This is a genomic window from Flavobacterium niveum, from assembly GCF_055231775.1.
The window spans coordinates 83,824-99,306 of the sequence record NZ_JBUYSX010000008.1 but is presented as its reverse complement, the minus strand read 5'-3'; the positions used below and the strand labels follow the sequence as shown (position 1 = coordinate 99,306).

At 44.2% G+C, this 15,483-nt stretch carries 12 protein-coding genes; 1 reads left to right on the top strand and 11 read right to left on the bottom strand.

Features of this window, described 5'->3' with window-relative positions; genetic code table 11:
• Positions 1-18: 18 nt before the first annotated feature.
• The 8 genes from ACZIX4_RS18770 to ACZIX4_RS18735 form a co-directional block, all read right to left on the bottom strand.
• Positions 19-2,409 carry a 3-hydroxyacyl-CoA dehydrogenase/enoyl-CoA hydratase family protein gene (locus tag ACZIX4_RS18770; RefSeq protein WP_463337188.1) on the bottom strand — a complete coding sequence of 797 codons (2,391 nt, stop codon included), beginning with the start codon at positions 2,407-2,409 and terminating at the stop codon, positions 19-21.
• A gap of 52 nt (positions 2,410-2,461) precedes the next feature.
• On the bottom strand, positions 2,462-2,911 hold the full coding sequence (locus tag ACZIX4_RS18765) for a MarR family winged helix-turn-helix transcriptional regulator (protein ID WP_463337187.1): 450 nt from the start codon (positions 2,909-2,911) through the stop codon (positions 2,462-2,464).
• A gap of 186 nt (positions 2,912-3,097) precedes the next feature.
• Positions 3,098-4,285 carry a carboxypeptidase-like regulatory domain-containing protein gene (locus ACZIX4_RS18760; protein ID WP_463337186.1) on the bottom strand — a complete coding sequence of 396 codons (1,188 nt, stop codon included), beginning with the start codon at positions 4,283-4,285 and terminating at the stop codon, positions 3,098-3,100.
• 69 nt (positions 4,286-4,354) lie between these two features.
• A complete protein-coding gene (locus ACZIX4_RS18755) occupies positions 4,355-4,828 on the bottom strand; it encodes a hypothetical protein (protein ID WP_463337185.1) in 474 nt (157 codons plus the stop codon).
• A gap of 3 nt (positions 4,829-4,831) precedes the next feature.
• Positions 4,832-5,614: a fatty acid desaturase family protein gene (locus tag ACZIX4_RS18750; RefSeq protein WP_463337184.1), complete on the bottom strand. Its 783-nt coding sequence runs from the start codon at positions 5,612-5,614 to the stop codon at positions 4,832-4,834.
• A gap of 67 nt (positions 5,615-5,681) precedes the next feature.
• The gene (locus ACZIX4_RS18745; RefSeq protein ID WP_463337183.1) at positions 5,682-6,416 is read right to left on the bottom strand and encodes a phosphodiester glycosidase family protein; all 735 of its coding nucleotides are present in this window, start codon (positions 6,414-6,416) and stop codon (positions 5,682-5,684) included.
• Positions 6,417-6,512: 96 nt separating this feature from the next.
• Positions 6,513-8,291 carry an AMP-dependent synthetase/ligase gene (locus ACZIX4_RS18740; protein WP_463337182.1) on the bottom strand — a complete coding sequence of 593 codons (1,779 nt, stop codon included), beginning with the start codon at positions 8,289-8,291 and terminating at the stop codon, positions 6,513-6,515.
• Between the two features lie 147 nt (positions 8,292-8,438).
• Positions 8,439-8,834 (bottom strand): hypothetical protein, encoded by a 396-nt coding sequence (locus ACZIX4_RS18735; protein WP_463337181.1) that lies wholly within the window; start codon positions 8,832-8,834, stop codon positions 8,439-8,441.
• A 519-nt stretch (positions 8,835-9,353) separates the two neighbouring features.
• Between ACZIX4_RS18735 and sucC the strand changes: the two genes are divergently transcribed.
• Entirely contained in the window at positions 9,354-10,547 is a 1,194-nt protein-coding gene (gene sucC, locus ACZIX4_RS18730) for an ADP-forming succinate--CoA ligase subunit beta (protein WP_463337180.1), read from the top strand.
• A gap of 105 nt (positions 10,548-10,652) precedes the next feature.
• Here sucC and ACZIX4_RS18725 read toward each other — a convergent pair whose 3' ends face one another.
• From ACZIX4_RS18725 to ACZIX4_RS18715, 3 genes are all read right to left on the bottom strand, one after another.
• The gene (locus ACZIX4_RS18725) at positions 10,653-11,900 is read right to left on the bottom strand and encodes a T9SS type A sorting domain-containing protein (protein WP_463337179.1); all 1,248 of its coding nucleotides are present in this window, start codon (positions 11,898-11,900) and stop codon (positions 10,653-10,655) included.
• Positions 11,901-12,068: 168 nt separating this feature from the next.
• On the bottom strand, positions 12,069-13,847 hold the full coding sequence (locus ACZIX4_RS18720; protein WP_463337178.1) for a cytochrome-c peroxidase: 1,779 nt from the start codon (positions 13,845-13,847) through the stop codon (positions 12,069-12,071).
• Between the two features lie 69 nt (positions 13,848-13,916).
• On the bottom strand, positions 13,917-15,389 hold the full coding sequence (locus ACZIX4_RS18715; protein ID WP_463337177.1) for an alkaline phosphatase PhoX: 1,473 nt from the start codon (positions 15,387-15,389) through the stop codon (positions 13,917-13,919).
• Positions 15,390-15,483: the final 94 nt, after the last annotated feature.

Genomic DNA, 15,483 nt, shown 5'->3' with positions numbered 1-15,483 from the left:
AATACTTAATTCTTGATACTAATTTCTCAGCGGCTTTCCTTTAGTCAGCATGAACTGAATACGCTCCAAAGTCTTGCGTTCACCACAAAGTGAAAGGAACGCTTCACGCTCTATATCAAGTAAGTATTGCTCTGTAACCAAAGTTGCCTCACTTAAATCACCACCCGCCATAACGTAGGCAAGTTTATTGGCAATCTTTTTGTCGTGCTCGCTTATGTAGTTACCGGCAGCCATACTGTCTGTACCCACAAGGAACATACCCAGTGCCTGTTTGCCCAGTACTTTTACATCCTTACGGCGAATAGGGGCAGTGTAACCCGCTTCGGCGATTAGCTTGGCATGTTTCTTGGCTTCGGCTATCTGGCGGTCTTTGTTAACTACCACTACGTCTTTGCCTTTCTGAAGGATACCCAGGTCAAACGCCTCGTAAGCCGAAGTCGACACTTTAGCGGTACCAATGGTAAGGAAGTATTCACGCAGTACGTTCAGTTCTACGTCGTCTTTGTGCCAAAGATCAGACGCACGAAGCGCCATTTCTTTAGAGCCGCCACCGCCCGGAATAACGCCTACGCCAAATTCCACAAGGCCAATGTAGGTTTCGGCGGCAGCCACAACCTTATCGGCATGCATGCTCATTTCGCAACCGCCACCAAGGGTCATGCCGTGAGGGGCAACCACCACGGGTATAGATGAGTAACGTACGCGCATCATGGTGTCCTGGAACATTTTGATTGCCATATTCAGCTCATCGTATTCCTGCTCTACGGCCATCATAAAGATCATGCCTAGGTTAGCACCCACAGAGAAGTTGGCCGCCTGATTGCCTATTACAAGGCCGTTGTATTCTTTTTCGGCAAGGTCTATGGCTTTGTTAATGCCCTGAAGCACCCCGCCGCCTATAGTATTCATCTTGCTCTGGAACTCCAGGTTAATGATACCATCGCCCAGATCCTGGATAATGGCCTCGCTGTTGCTCCATATTTTTTTGCTTTCGCGAATGTTGTTCAGTATGATAAACGCATCCTGACCCGGCACTTTTTTGTGCGACTTAGATGCAATGTCGTAATAGTACGTAGCGCCTTCTTTAATGGTATAGAAGCTGGTAATACCGGTAGCTAGCATATCATTAACCCATGCAGCCACTTCAAGGCCTTCGGCTTTAATAAGCTCAATGCCTTTTTCTACACCTACGGCATCCCATATTTCAAACGGGCCGTTTTCCCAGCCAAAACCGGCTTTCATGGCGTCGTCTATCTTATACAGGTCGTCTGTGATTTCAGGTACGCGGTGACTTACATAAGCAAACGTTCCTGCGAAGTTTTTACGGTAAAACTCGCCTGCTTTGTCTTTTCCGCCAACCAGCACTTTAAAGCGGTTGATAGGCTTATCTATGGTTTTGGTAAGCTCAAGTGTTACGAAAGATGCTTTTTTCTGCGCACGGTATTCCAGCGTATCAAGATCGAGTGCCAGGATGTCTTTGTCTACTTTTTTGTAGAAACCCTGTCCGCTTTTGCTGCCCAGCCATTTGTTTTCCATCATGGTATTGATGAAGCCCGGTAGCTTAAACAGTTCGTGCTGCTCGTCGTTAGGGCAATTTTCGTATAAACCGTTGGCTACGTGCACCAGGGTATCAAGCCCCACCACGTCTACGGTACGGAAGGTTGCTGACTTCGGCCTGCCTATAACAGGGCCGGTAAGCTTGTCTACTTCCTCTATGGTAAGTCCCAACTCCTTCACCTGGTGGAACAGGCTCATGATGCCGTAGATACCTATACGGTTACCGATGAAAGCAGGAGTGTCTTTTGCCACTACCGATGTTTTACCAAGGTACTGTTCACCGTAATTGTTCAGGAACGCAAGTACCTCAAGGTCGGTTTTAGGGCCGGGAATGATTTCGAATAATTTAAGGTAACGCGGAGGGTTAAAGAAGTGCGTACCGCAGAAGTGTTTCTGGAAATCCTCGCTGTGCCCCTCGCTCATAAATTGTATAGGGATACCCGATGTATTAGAGGTAATCAGGGTACCGGGTTTACGGTATTTTTCTACTTGTTCAAATACCTTTTGTTTAATGTCCAGCCTTTCTACCACTACCTCAATGATCCAGTCTACTTCGGCAAGTTTGTGCATATCATCTTCGGTATTTCCGGTAGAGATGCGGCTGGCAAATTTCTGGTGGTAAATAGGAGAGGGCTTGCTCTTTAGTGAATTGGCCAAATGGTCGTTCACTATACGGTTCCTTACGGCCTTATCGGTAAGGCTAAGGCCTTTTTTCTGTTCTGCTTCGGTAAGTTCTCTCGGCGGGATGTCCAGTAGCAGTACTTCTACACCTATATTGGCAAAATGGGCTGCAATGGCGCTGCCCATAACGCCGGAGCCTATAACGGCTGCCTTTTTAATAGTGCGTTTCATTCTTTATTTGTTCGAAGTTTGTTTATAGTTTATTGTTGTGGTAGTTGCCAGGCTACTTTTTGTCGTCAGGGGTAAAAACCTGTCTTTCGGCTATCAGTTCGTTTATTTTTTCGGCTACCTCCATAAAGGCGTCCAGCTTTTCCTGTGGTATGTGCTGCTTTATCACATCGTTAAAAGTAAGCACCACATCTTTACTCAGGTCGCGTTTTTCCTTGCCCAGCTTGGTAAGGTGAATCAGTACGCCGCGCCCGTCTACCGGGTTCTTCTTGCGTACTATCAGGCCCTTGTCTTCCATGCTTTTCAGGGTGCGGGTGAGGCTTGTAGGCTCCATGCCCATTTGCGGACCCAGGGCGGTGCTGGGTATACCGTTTTCCTTGTCGATGCTCAACAGCGCAAAACCTACCGACATGGTAGCGCCGTACTTAGACGCTTCTTCGTTATACATGCGCGATACTGCCTGCCAGGTAGCCCTCAGTATATAGTCAATAGTTTTATCTTTCATAGAACTTGTGTTTCAAATATACAAAAAAATATTATGCACGCATATTAAATTAAAAATATTTTTATCTGTCCTTAAAAATTATCGGCTTAAAATTATGTATAATGCTATGCATGCCTTAGTAAATATAAGGATTTTTTTAGATTTGTCAGTAAAAGAAAAATCACCCGCTTGGGGTGATTCTTTATGTTATTTTACGGTTTCCAGTTTTTTAATTACCGATTCTTCTTCTGTGGTCAGCGGTATGGCATTCGCGGTTTTCCAAAATTCTTCGGTGTAGTGTGTACCCGCCTTAAACAGGCTTTTTTCTTTAAAGCGCTTGCTGCGGTCAAAATCAAATTCGCCTTCCTTATAGTCCATTATCAGGTTGTCGCTCATAAACAGGAAGGTGTTGTCTATGTAATCACGGAACGTTATTTTTACATCAAACAGGTGCCTGTTATACGTCATGATGTATTTGTCACCATCGAGCTTAAAGGTGGTTTTCTTCTCTTGGTTGTATATGATAAACTTCAGGCTGAAGAGTTTGATGTTTATTTCTTTGGCATATTTTTTATGCGATTCGGCTGTTTTTACATCCACATCCAGTATCAGTTCGGTAGCGGGGTCATATATTACAGTACCTTCAGATAAAAGGCCTGCTAATTCAGGCTTTGGGGTAATCCTTATAATATTGATGCTTTTGCCATCTTTACCGGTGCGTGTTTTTACCTCAAAATTGTAAGCTTCACTACCTAAAAGCCTTTTTGCCATTTTCAGGTTGTACCCGTCTGATACAGATTCGTCTACATCAAACAACGATAGTGCGTCTATAGCATTGGCGCTTTCGGGGTTGTTACTTTTGGCATCGGCAAGGCGTACGGCACGGCTTTGCTTTACATATACATCAGACTTCCCTGATTTGTTTTTTACGTTAAAGTCCAGTAAGCCATCCGAAAACTTGGTATATGTACCGTCTACTTTTATAAACTCGCGGTAGTAGGTATTAAGTAGTATTGACTTTTCGAGGCGTTTCTTGGTTTTATCAATAACCTGTTTCAGTATTTGCTGGGGGGTGAGGTTACTAACAAATATTTCTTCCAACTCAATGCCCGATGGCTCCAGGAAAATATCTTCCTGGCCAAACTGTTCTTTTTTAATGATAAAGTCGCGATAGGAGAGGTGGCTTATGGTAACCTGGGTTACGTTTTGCGGAACGGTAATACGGAAAACCCCTTCGCTGTTGCTTACGGTAACAATATTAGTACCGTCTGCCGAAATGGTGGCCAGCTCTACCGGCTCATTGGTATTAATGTCTTTAAGGGTGCCTTGAATGGTGGTTTGGGCAAAAGAAACTGCTGTTACAAACAGCAGTAGTGCAAGTAGTTTTTTGTGCATATCAGATGGTTTTTATACCTGCTAATATACTGTTTTTATTATGCTGTGCAATAGTAAATAGGATGCTACTTAAGTTTGTCTTTTTCTTTTTTTGGTTTTGATAATAATACTTGGCGGGCGGTACATATGGTCGCCGCGTTGCTCAGGATTATTAATAATAAATGTTACTCCTTTAATGTAGCTTTCTTCAATATAATAGTCTTCAGTATTAACCAACAACACCCCGTCTACTACAACCGATATCCTTTCATCATCAGGAATCTTATTGTTGTTCCTCACTCCATTAATCATAGAGGATAATGAAACGATACGGCTTTTCTTTTTACGTTCTAAATACCGCTTGCCAGGCTTGTGTGTTGTGTAGATTGTATCGTCAGGATGCTGTTCGGCATAAATATGCTTTACATTTTTGGGGTTGATAAACATTTTGCTTAAATCATATCTTACGCTGTCTATATACACCCAGTTAGTATCTGCACTCTCTTGTGAAAAAACAGAAATAGAGTAAAATAATAATATGGATAAAACACCAAATGCTTTCATACGTTAAAACGTATTTTTCTTTTCTATTTCCGGAAGGGCTTCATCTATGCGGCGTGCCAGTTCGGGTAGTTTTATGGTAGGCACAGCGGGGAACAGGTGGTGTTCCAGGTGGTAAAACATACTGAACGTAAGTTTGTTCTTCCACCAGCCGCGCTGCGTACGTGCAAAGTCGGGGTTGTCATGTGTGTCGTGGTGTACCGTCCACACGGCAAAGAATGCCATAAGGAATTCGCCCACTATCATTACAATAATGTGGTACATAAGCCAGTGTATCTGGAAACCAAAGGCTATACCGGCAAATATTGCTGCTGATGCCAGTTCCAGAAACATGTTGCGCCTGTAGTTTTTATTGCCCAGCTGCCAGGTGATTTTATGGATAAGGAACATGTGTACAGGGCCATAGAATATGGCGCCGTACCAACTCATCCCGGCTGATTTTCCTTCGTAGTCTTCATCGCCCAGGCAATATTTGTGGTGGCGTATGTGGTTAAACTTTACAGCGTGTATGCTTACCATCATCAGTATGCTGTTAAGGTACAGCGACAGCCAGGTAAGGAATTTATTGGTACCAAGCGAGTTGTGGAAACCGTTGTGTACCTGCCTTAGCCCGGTAAGGAAAAAGAACCCCGAAAATGGCAGTGCCAAAAGGTAATAGCCTTTCCACGCCAGTGCAACCGAAACAAGGAACCATGGTATGGTAAGGTTGTTTTCTATGAGCATTTCTTTTACGCTGAGGTTGCGGAGGTCTTTCCAGGTTACGGCCCGTATTATTTCCTGCTGGTTCATGGTGGTGGATGTTTAGTTGTCCTGTAAAGTTACGCAACAAAACAGTAGTGGCTTAGTTTTATGGTAGTTATTTTTTAGTTACACCTATCATCACCCCGAAATTCCCGTCGGTTTGCTGCCAGTTTTTGGACGGTGCATAAGCACGCGATACAAAACCATCCAGATACAATGCGTTTTTACACCCTTTGTCTTTAAAGAAGCGTGCAAAATCATAAAAATTGACTTCTTTTTTACTCATAGCAAATAGCACTTTGCCGTCGGGCAATATACCCACGCCGTTTCGTATGTTGAGGTTGGCTGAGCCTACCTTAAAATCAGGATGTATTTCGCCATCTATAACCAGCATTGGGCCGCTTTGTGTGGCGTATTGTGCAGCAGGCGAGGAGTGGAAGTCTTCTGTTTTGCATACGGCAGCCTTACCGTTTTTGGAAATATAAAACACCCCGTTCGGCTTCATGTAGAAGTTGCCCCCGGCACTGCGGGTGTTCAGTTCCCGAATGGTTTTACCATTTTCTACGTACAGCCCCACGGGAGTGAAATCCTCCATAAACATACCGCCGTTCATCCCGAAAAGTAAAGTTTTACCCTGTGTGCCAACATGCTTTTTAAGGTTACCCAAGGTGCCAATACGCTTACCTGAATTGTTTTTGTAATATAGGCTGATGTTTTCGGTTTTTGGGTTGGCGGTGTAGGAGATAATGTTACTGTCAATATCACTTTGGGCTATTGTAAAGCCTGCTAAAGCCATAGTACAGCAAACAGCAACAAATATTTTAAACCGGGTAAATATTTTGGTATACATATGTATAGGTTGTTTAACCAAATATAAAAAAACAGCCCGAAGGCTGTTTCAATATCTAAAATTCTGACTGTCTAAAAATCCAACAATCTAAAGAACCTATCTGTCCCCGCCGTATATCTTATCATACAAGGCTTTGTACTTTTCTTTTATCTGCTTTCGTTTCAGTTTCAGGGTAGGGGTCATTTCACCGCCTTCCACGCTCCATAACTCAGGGGTAATCTCAAACCTCTTTACCTGTTCCCAGTGCCCGAACTTTTTGTTGATACCCTCTATTTCTTCCTGCAGGCGCTCGTGTACCTCCTTGCTGTTGGCTATATCCTCGTTGCTGTTTAATGACAGCCCTTTGCGCGAAGCCCATTGCTTTACAAATGCAAAGTCAGGCTGTATAAAGGCAGCAGGCATTTTCTCGCCTTCACCTATCACCATAACCTGCTCTATAAAGCGGCTTTGTTTCAGGGCGTTTTCCAGCATCTGTGGTGCTACGTACTTACCACCTGAAGTTTTAAACATCTCCTTCTTACGGTCGGTTATCTTCAGGAAGCCGTCTTTGTCCACTTCACCTATATCCCCCGTATGGAAATAACCATTGGTTATAGCCTCGGCAGTTTTTTCAGGATCGTTATAGTAGCCCATCATTACGCTATCGCTTTTGGTAAGGATTTCGCCATCTTCGGCTATTTTTACCTCTACGCCTTTCAGCGGCTTGCCTACGGTGCCTATCTTAAAGCCACGGTTACGCATATCGTTTACGGCAATTACCGGCGAAGTCTCGGTAAGGCCATAGCCCTCCATAACAGGGATTTCCGCCGCAGCAAATACGCGTGCCAACCTCGGTTGTATGGCAGCACTACCACTTACCATAAGGCCCAGGCGGCCGCCAAGCCCTGCTTTCCATTTACTGAAAATAAGCTTGCGGGCCAGCCATAGCTTAAACCCGTACCAAGGGCCGTTAGCGCCATACGGTTCATACTCATGGCCAACGTCTACTGCCCAGAAGAACAGTTTGCGCTTAATGCCGGTAAGTTCGCTGCCTTTGGCTATAATGGCATCGTATACTTTTTCAAGTAGCCTTGGTACCGCTGTAATTACATCGGGTTGGGCTTCTTTTATGTTGGCACTTACTTTTTCTATGCTTTCGGCAAAGTATATGGATACACCTACGTACTGGTAGATGTACAGTATCATACGTTCATAAATGTGGCATACAGGCAGGAAGCTCAGCGAACGGCTTTTGCCTTTTTCAAACGGTACGCGCTCTTCGCTCATCAGTACATTGCTTACAATGTTTTTGTGCGAAAGCATTACACCCTTTGGCCTGCCGGTAGTACCCGAAGTGTATATTATGGTAGCCAGGTCTTCGGTAGTAATGGTATCTTTTATGGCATCTACCTCGCCCTGGTTAGCTGTGTCTTTACCCAGTTCCAGTATTTCTTCCCAGTTTTTGCATCCGTTTACAGACTCAAAAGAATATATTTCCTTAAGCGACGGCACTTTGCTTTTAACCGAACTGATTTTTTGGAACAAATCCTCATTCGAAACAATACAGTACTGCGCACCCGAATGGTTCAGTATGTATTCAAAGTCCTCTTCAGAAATGGTAGGGTATACCGGTACGTTTTGTGCGCCGGTTTGCAGTATGCCTATATCGGCTATATTCCACTCGGTGCGGTTGTTGTGCGATATCACAGCGATTTTATCGTCTTTTTTTATGCCCATGCGCAGCAGCCCGCGGCTAAAGGCATTGGCTTTATCTATATATTCCTGTGTAGATGTGGCTACCCATTTATCGTTGTACTTGGTTACAAGCGCTTCGCTAAGGTTGTATTTTTCAAGTTGGTAATATGGAAAGTCAAACAGGCGTGTTACTGCTTTCATATAAGTTTGTAGTTGTCAGTATTATCTACTGCAAATTATGAAAAAAAAATTATTCAGCCTTAAAATTAGGATAATAAAATTATGCACGCATAATTATTTATGATTTTTTATTTTCTGTGTTAAATATGGGGTGGATACGGGCAATTGTTAACGTTTGGCAATGCCCCTGTCTTTAATGCGGTTAAAGATAACGCCGATGTAGTAATATGCAATGACCACAATACCCAGCGAAAATGGGATTACGGCATAGTATCGTAGGTTGTCGTCGTTGCTGAAAAACTCGGTAATCATCCAGTATGAGTTTGCTATAATCCAAAAGGCCACAGCAATGTTATGCAGTAGTTCGCTCAGTATATGTCGGGTTTGCCAGGTGATGATAAGTGCAGCGGCTATGGTGGGCACTATCATGATAAGGCCGAGGGGTTTCCACAGCATTACCCAGCACAGGTCTTTAAGCAGCCAGAAAACAATATGCAGATTTTCCATTCTGCGGTAGCGTAGGGGTATGGAATAAAGTGGTTCCTGCGGGGGAGTGGGTTGCATCTTGTATGGTTTTATGTGGTGTTATTTTATTATCTGAAAGAACATTATTACTACTACCTGGTGAATTATAATAAAAACAGCCCCTAATGGGGCTGTAATATAGTAAGTTTTTCCTGTTTTAATTTTCTTGCCAACTGGTGGGGTGCAGTTGTAGTTCAATCTATCCCTTGTCTGAAATTAGCAGGGGACTGTCATCTTCGTCTTTGCCGCAACCTACTATCAAAATAACGATGATAGCACAGCAGATTCTGGTAAAACTTTTCATAAAAGCAATTTTTGTGGTTTATACAATGGTTCTGATATGCATATTTACTATAAAAATATTAAATAATGCCGAATTAAATGTTAATGTTATTTGTTAATTAGATGAATAAGGTGTCAAAAGGTTGCGTTGAAGCTTGCTTAACGTAATGTTAAAATTACAAAGGCTTTTTGGCAGGAAAAAGTTTAAAATACCTTCGGTAGTTTGATTGTATTTATTATTTTTGTTGCACTTTTAATACGATAAACGCATATATCATGAATTTACACGAATATCAGGGAAAAGAAATACTGGCAAGCCACGGTGTACGTGTGCAACGCGGTATAGTGGCAAACAATGCTACAGAGGCTGTAGCTGCTGCTAAAGAGCTTACTGCACAGACCGGTACAGGCTGGTACGTTATTAAAGCACAAATACACGCAGGTGGCCGCGGTAAAGGCGGTGGTGTAAAACTTGCTAAAAACCTTGAGCAGGTAGAAGAGATTGCAGGACAAATAATAGGCATGGACCTTATTACGCCTCAAACTCCCCCAACCGGAAAAAAGGTACACAAAGTACTTGTTGCTGAAGATGTATACTACCCTGGTGAGAGTGAAACTTCAGAATTTTATATGTCTGTGCTGCTTAACAGAGCAAAAGGACGTAACATGATTATGTATTCTACCGAAGGTGGTATGGATATCGAAGAAGTTGCAGAGCACACTCCCGATGCTATCTTTACAGAAGAGGTAGACCCGGCTGTAGGCCTACAGGGCTTCCAGGCCAGGAGGATTGCTTTTAACCTTGGCCTTAGCGGCAATGCTTTCAAAGAAATGGTAGCGTTTGTTGCTGCGCTTTACAAAGCGTATACAGACAGTGATGCTTCAATGTTTGAAATCAACCCGGTACTTAAAACTTCAGACAACAAAATCCTTGCTGTAGATGCTAAAGTGGTGCTTGATGACAACGCCCTTTACCGCCAGAAGAAATATGAAGACATGCGCGACGTTCGTGAGGAGAACCCAATCGAAGTTGAAGCTAAAGAAGCAGGCCTTAACTATGTAGACCTTGACGGTACTGTAGGCTGTATGGTAAACGGTGCAGGTCTTGCTATGGCTACTATGGACCTTATTAAATATGCAGGCTTTGAGCCGGCTAACTTCCTTGACGTAGGTGGTACTGCCGATGCTAAGCGTGTGGAAACTGCTTTCCGTATTATTCTTCGTGACCCGAACGTAAAAGCGATCCTTATCAACATCTTTGGTGGTATCGTTCGTTGCGACCGTGTTGCACAAGGTGTTGTAGATGCTTACCAAAACATGGGTGACGATATTAAAGTGCCTATCATTGTGCGTCTGCAAGGTACTAATGCCGAGCTTGCAAAAGAGCTTATAGATAACTCTGGTATGCCTATCCTTTCTGCTACCCTGTTCCAGGAAGCTGCAGACCAGGTACAAGCTGCACTTAGCTAATAAATTATTGCTTAACAGCATTTGAATACATACAAAAAGGGCTGTCCATTATGGACAGCCCTTCTTTTTTTGACTAACCTAAATATGTAACGAAATTTACTTATTCTACTTTTTGATGAATTTGGTAATGTAGCTGCTGTTGTCGGCAGTTATGGTAGCAATGTACATGCCTGTTGCAAGCCTGCTGATGTCTACCGCATTATCCATGCTGCTTACAGCCTGATGTAGCACTGTTTCTCCTGTAACCGATGCAATACTGATTTCAGCTTTTGAGCTAAGGCCATTACCTGTTACATTCAGCCTGTCAGTGGCAGGGTTAGGGTACAGGGTAATTTCCTTCTTGTTTACACCAGCCACAGTAGCATTAGTTGTTGCGGTTACAGTAGTAAATTCGGTACCGTCATAGGCTACTACCAGTGTTTTGCCTTCAGCGGCTTGTAGTTGCCCCCCGGTGATAAAACCGTTTAGCGTTTCGCTAAAGTCAACACCCGTGCGCCTTACCCTGAAGGTGCCGTTATCTACAACTACTTTGCTGTTAGGATTCATTCCTATGTAAGGAGCATCAAGATTTAGGTGGTTTACGGTAAGTGTACCCGAGTTTACATAAACCTGGCCTACTACACTGCCTACAGTGCCGGTATTCCCTGCATTGTCTACATACAGGTCGCCTACCAGTAGTACCTGGCCACAGTTTACGGTACCCCCGTTTACGTTGATGGTGCCGTTAGGGCCTACAACTGTTGTCCAGTAGGCTTCGCTTGTACCGCCTTCGTTTACGTTAAGTACACCGGTAGGGTAAAAGTCGCGTGTGCCAACTTCTACCTGGTAGCCGCCGCTTATAACGCCGCCGTTGTTTACATTCACGGTGCCGTTACCATTGGTAAGCACCCCGATAAAAATACCCTGCCAGTTAGTTTCGTGCAGGCTGCGCATGGTACCGCCGTTAAGGTTTACCGTGCCGCTTCCTTCGCGGCCTACACGTATAATGTTACGGCAGGTAAAGAAAGCGCCGGTGTTTACCGTTACAGTACCGTTCAGCCAGTCGTTGTAGTATACGTTGTAATCGGCGTTAAAGGTAATGCTGCCACCCAGGTTGTTATAAATACCCGGTTGCCAGTCGGTAAACTGGTCTACTTGCGGGGATGTCCCCGTAGCGTTGGTTACAACCACTTTAAAAGACGAGTTGTCAAATGCTACAAAGCCATCTGTACTTGTCCAGTTTGAAGTGTTGTAGAACTGGTTGTTCGCAGCTCCTGTCCAGGTATAGGTTTGTGCCCGTACAGAACCTGCGCCCAGTAGGGCTGCTGCTACTGCAATAGCGGCAACCCCTGATGAGCGTAAAGTTTTAATCATGAAAATTAAAAGTTTGGTTTGTTTAATAAATGTTATTTTTACACTTATCAAATATAGAACAAAAATTATTTAATTATCAAATTTTTGTTTAAAAAAATTTTCATGTCAAAATTTTACAACGATGTAGGGTTGTAAAATCGTAATTATCCTTTTGCTGATTTTTATTGGTTATTCATCGGAAAGTGTCTTCATAAATGCAGTCAGAGCCTTTATTTGTGCCGGATTCAGGTTCAGGGGTTTCGTGGGAAGCGTCTGGTTTTCGACGTTTATGCCCATGCCAACTCCGCCGCCACGATTGTAAAAATCCATAACCTCGTCCAGCGTTTTGTAAACGCCGTTGTGCATATAAGGTGCAGTAAGGGCTACATTGCGCAGGGTAGGGGTTTTAAACGCGCCTACAAGTTGCGGCATCTGGTTTTGGATATAGCGGCCGGTATCGTCGCTGCGTGTTTTACTGCCTGCTGTTTGTGGGGTGCCTAATACCTCGTGTTCGGTCTTGCTGAAATTTGGCGGTACGGTACCGTTAAATAACGGTACAAAGTGACAGGTAGCGCATTTCGCAGAGCCCATAAACAGGTTCATACCACGAAGTTCTTCAGCTGTCATGGCTTTTTCATTACCACGCATATATTGGTCAAACCGCGAGTTGAACTTAATAAACGTACGCACATAGCTTGCCAGTGCACTTTGTACCTGCCAGCCCTCGGGCTTTTCAGTGCCAAATGCCTTTTTGAATAAACCTTTATACGTTGCGTCGGTTGTGGCCACTGTAATAATATTGTCCATACTGCCGTGCATCTCGTCGCGGTTCTCCATTACGTCGGTGCTTTGTTTTTCCAGGTCGGGCTGGCGCATGTCCCAAAACTGCCCGTGCTGCAATGCTGCATAGGTAAGGGTAGGGGTGTTACGCTTCAGGTTGCTGCCGGTAAGCGAAGTATTTACTGCAAGCCCGTCGGTAAAGGCAAGTTCCGGCTTGTGGCAACTTGAACAGCTACGGCTGTTATCACCTGAGAGCTTCGTGTCGTAAAACAGCATTTTGCCAAGCTCGGCTTTGTCTTTGCTAAAGGCATATTCCGGTGCAGGGATGAATGCATCCACATCAAAAGCATTTTCGGCAAAGAGGTATGCGGCATCGGCTTTCAGGGCGCGATTGCGTGCTACATTCGGTATGTTATTCTCTTTTTGGCAGGTGTAAAGTAACTTACTTATTGGGTTTAGGTAATGTGCTATAAAATACGACCTGTCAAAGTTTTGGAAGTTATAATTTACTTTGCAAAAACCTATCGCATCGTTGATTTTCTGGTGAAGCTCTTTAGTGTTGTTCGTTTGCTTATTGCTAAAAATAAAACGGGCTACATTCGCCGTTTCTTCTAAAGAAGCCTGTGCTTCAGGTATTGATGTCAGTGCCAGCGGGCAATCGCTTCCGGTAATACCCAGTGCTAAAATGCGGTACACCTGCAGGCGGGTAGCATCCATAACCTGGTCGTCTGAAAAGGGCAGGGCTTCAAAGTGTTTTTTAGCAACTAATGCGTTGGACTGTATGGATTTAATTTCGCGGATAAGGTTCTTTTTTGAATCCGGGTTGTATTCGCCAAACAGGGCTTCTTCCATCACCTGGAAACCGTGCGGCGGGAATTCCCTGTTTTCTTCCAGCTCCAGTTCAGGCAGGGCCGGGCCGTTCATAAAGCGTGCCTGTTCGGGTAAAAAGTATTCCACAGCCCATTCTATTTTCTTGTACAGCAGGCGTTCTTTGGCGAGCTTATCTTTCAATATAGCGATGCTTTCACCTGCTTCGGTGGCTTTTAAAAAGCCATTGCCGTGTGCGTGCAGGCTGTCGCAGGCTGCTAAAATATCCTGTTTAAGTGTAGCTTTATATGTTTCTTTTTTACATCCTGATAAACAGATTGTTGAAAGTAGTGTTGTGAAAATAATCTTATATAGTTTCATGCTGTATAAAAATGCAAACAACCCTTAAAAAGGGTTGCCTGCTTTGCTAAAAAATTTATTTCTGAACTACTATTTCTCCACATTGCGGATAATCACAGTCTGGCTGCCTTCTTTGTTGGTAGTAGTGCCGCTGCCGTCTGCATTGCCAAAACTATCCTTCTGCCAGGTGTGCGGGTGTATGTTTACAAGGAACGTATTCGGTACACCTATAATGTCTGATATATCTTCCATAGCGCCATACTCCCAGCACCCGAAACGGGTTTCGCCGGTTTGGTTGTATTTGGCTACCCAGTTAGCATCATTACGCTTATGGTTCATGGTAAGCCATGGCTTAAGCTGCTTGTTGCTTATTTTATATTGCCAGATGTATGAATCGTGGGTTGCAGCGGTATAGTAGCTGTCACCGTCTTCCTGTATGTACACAAAGTTTTCGGTTACACAAAGGTTGTCCGGATTAATAAGCCCCTGGCCCGGTGTGCTGTCGCCTTCTGCAATAACCTCAAGAGTACCTTGTAGTGGGTTGTTCGGGTTAAGGGTAAGGTGGTACACACGGCCCCACATAGTGTAGCCAGCCACAGGTTGGTTAGATGAGGCCTGGCCTGTTGCAGTAAAGAATATCTCCCTGTTGTTAGCCTTGCTGCCTTTACGGTAATCTACGTCTTCCACTCTTGAAAAACGGATAGCACCAAGGCTGTTAACTGTTGTGTTTATTTGTGCACCGGTAATGTTTTTAGCATTAGGTATTTCTACAAACTGCACGTCGTAGTTACCGCCAATGGTCATATCGGTCTCTACCTGGTTGCCGTCTGTCCTTTTCAGGGCGTACAGTTTACCGTTAGTAAGGTCGCCAAGGGTTTCGCTCATGTACATGATAAGTTGGCCGGCACTGTTGTGTGCTGTTGTGTACGACTGGTCTTCGCCAATGAAAATTACAGTTTTTCCGTTGTAAATACCTTTAGGTAGCGGAACTGCATTTTCCATACTGGCTTTACCAAGGGCAGGAAGTACCCTGTCGTTACGGCTTTTGTCACTGCTAAGTCCCAGTGGGTCTATGCCGTGTACCATACTTTCTTCGCCGCTTTCACCTGCTGTAAGGAACATCGGGCCAAAGCCGTGGATGTCCGGTGTGGCAAGGGTTGCAGAACACAAACGGGTCATACCGCCTACCGCGTCTACAATGTATTCACCTTTTACCGGTTTAAGAGTTTTGTCCAGGTATACACGTGATACCGACTGGATGATTTCGTGGTTGGTAATCATGATGTACCCTTCGCCGTCAGGGTTTTTCATGAAACCTGCACCATCGGGCTGAGGGCCGTACACAAAGCTTGGGGATTGTGTAAGTACGTCTGTACTGCTTAGAAGCGGCACAATTTCAATGCTTTCGAAGCCCGGCATGGCATACACCAATGCAGGTTCTACCGATTTTGAAGTAAAGTCGATTGACTTGTTTACTTTTGGTGAATCGTCGTCACCGCAGGAAGCTACAGATATAGCAAGCCCCGCAAGCATCAGGAATGATGCAGCCTTTAGTTGTGTCATAAACGTTAAGTTAGTTAATTGTCCGATTGCAAAACTATCGGCGTGCGGTTAACGATTATTTATGGCACTGTGGCTAAAAGATGAAGGTTTTTGT

What these genes read in the sequence shown, in the direction of transcription:
- ACZIX4_RS18770 (WP_463337188.1), bottom strand. Translation starts at nt 2,409, where the DNA reads ATGAAACGCACTATTAAAAAGGCAGCCGTTATAGGCTCCGGCGTTATG.
- ACZIX4_RS18765 (WP_463337187.1), bottom strand. Translation starts at nt 2,911, where the DNA reads ATGAAAGATAAAACTATTGACTATATACTGAGGGCTACCTGGCAGGCA.
- ACZIX4_RS18760 (WP_463337186.1), bottom strand. Translation starts at nt 4,285, where the DNA reads ATGCACAAAAAACTACTTGCACTACTGCTGTTTGTAACAGCAGTTTCT.
- ACZIX4_RS18755 (WP_463337185.1), bottom strand. Translation starts at nt 4,828, where the DNA reads ATGAAAGCATTTGGTGTTTTATCCATATTATTATTTTACTCTATTTCT.
- ACZIX4_RS18750 (WP_463337184.1), bottom strand. Translation starts at nt 5,614, where the DNA reads ATGAACCAGCAGGAAATAATACGGGCCGTAACCTGGAAAGACCTCCGC.
- ACZIX4_RS18745 (WP_463337183.1), bottom strand. Translation starts at nt 6,416, where the DNA reads ATGTATACCAAAATATTTACCCGGTTTAAAATATTTGTTGCTGTTTGC.
- ACZIX4_RS18740 (WP_463337182.1), bottom strand. Translation starts at nt 8,291, where the DNA reads ATGAAAGCAGTAACACGCCTGTTTGACTTTCCATATTACCAACTTGAA.
- ACZIX4_RS18735 (WP_463337181.1), bottom strand. Translation starts at nt 8,834, where the DNA reads ATGCAACCCACTCCCCCGCAGGAACCACTTTATTCCATACCCCTACGC.
- sucC (WP_463337180.1), top strand. Translation starts at nt 9,354, where the DNA reads ATGAATTTACACGAATATCAGGGAAAAGAAATACTGGCAAGCCACGGT.
- ACZIX4_RS18725 (WP_463337179.1), bottom strand. Translation starts at nt 11,900, where the DNA reads ATGATTAAAACTTTACGCTCATCAGGGGTTGCCGCTATTGCAGTAGCA.
- ACZIX4_RS18720 (WP_463337178.1), bottom strand. Translation starts at nt 13,847, where the DNA reads ATGAAACTATATAAGATTATTTTCACAACACTACTTTCAACAATCTGT.
- ACZIX4_RS18715 (WP_463337177.1), bottom strand. Translation starts at nt 15,389, where the DNA reads ATGACACAACTAAAGGCTGCATCATTCCTGATGCTTGCGGGGCTTGCT.